The organism is Streptomyces sp. NPDC046727 (assembly GCF_040645635.1).
GTDB lineage: Bacteria > Actinomycetota > Actinomycetes > Streptomycetales > Streptomycetaceae > Streptomyces.
The window spans coordinates 1-1,191 of the sequence record NZ_JBEYYR010000097.1; the positions used below are offsets into that span (position 1 = coordinate 1).

Genomic DNA, 1,191 nt, shown 5'->3' on the forward strand with positions numbered 1-1,191 from the left:
GACGGCGCGCGCCTTCCAGCAGGGTCTCGTTATCTTTGGAAAAACTCAGCCGAATAAGGCCGGTATCGGTGCCGTCGCTGTAGAACGCCGACAGCGGGATCGTCGCCACCTTCGCTTCGCGGATCAAGCGCACGGCGAAATCATTGTCGCTTTCGTGACTGAAGCCGCTAAAGCGGGCCAGCATGAAGAAGCTGCCGCGGCTGGGCAGCAGCTCAAAGCGCGAATCCTGCAGGGCGCTGGCCAGCAGATCGCGCTTTTGTTGGTAAAACGCCGCCAGCCCCAGGTAACTCTGCGGGTTGGCGAGCGCGGCGGCGAAGGCGTGCTGCATCGGCGTATCGGCGGAGAACACCATGAACTGGTGCACCTTGCGGATCTCGTCCATCAACGCCGCCGGCGCCAGGCAATAGCCAACGCGCCAGCCGGTGACGTGGTAGGTTTTACCGAACGACGACACGATCACGCTGCGTTCGGCCAACTGCGGATAGCGCGCCATGCTGTGGTGAATATCGCCGTCGAACACCACGTGCTCGTAGACCTCGTCGGACAAGATCACGATGTCGGTGTCGCGGGTCAGGGCGGTCAGGCGGTCGATATCCTGCGCGTCGAACACGGCGCCGGTCGGGTTGTGCGGCGTGTTGACGATGATCATGCGCGTTTTGCCGTTGATGGCGGCGGCCACTTCGTCCCAGTCGACGCGAAAGTCCTGCAGCGACAGTTTGATCGCCACCGGCGTGGCGCCCTGCAGGCGCACGATCGGCGCATAGCTGTCGAACGCCGGTTCGAAATAGATCACCTCGTCGCCGGGATGCACCAGCGCGCTGATCGCCGAGTACAGCCCTTCGCTGGCGCTGGCGATCACCGTGATTTCTTCGTCGGCGTCATAGCGCGCGCCATACAATCGTTCAGCTTTTTCCGCCAGAGCAGCACGTAATGCCGCCACGCCGCTCATCGGCGCGTATTGGTTATGACCTGCGCGCATGGCTTGTGCCGTTGCCTCGATCAGCTGCGGGTCTCCGGCGAAATTGGGCGCGCCCTGCGACAGGTTGAGGGCCTGGTGTGCGGCGCTGAGTTGGCCAATGACGGTGAAGATGGTGGTGCCGACGTCCGGCAGCTTCGAGCGGGGTGAGCAGGCGCTCTGCATGATGGGCTCCAGGCAAACAGGGAAGTGTTGAGCGATTAAGCATCAGCCGG

Annotated in this window: 1 protein-coding gene; it reads right to left on the minus strand. The window is 63.0% G+C overall.

Annotated features, from left to right (window positions below; translation table 11 throughout):
* Positions 1–1,141: methionine aminotransferase (locus ABZ937_RS42785; RefSeq protein WP_361701094.1), on the minus strand; the 1,141-nt coding region annotated here is incomplete at its 3' end.
* Positions 1,142–1,191: the final 50 nt, after the last annotated feature.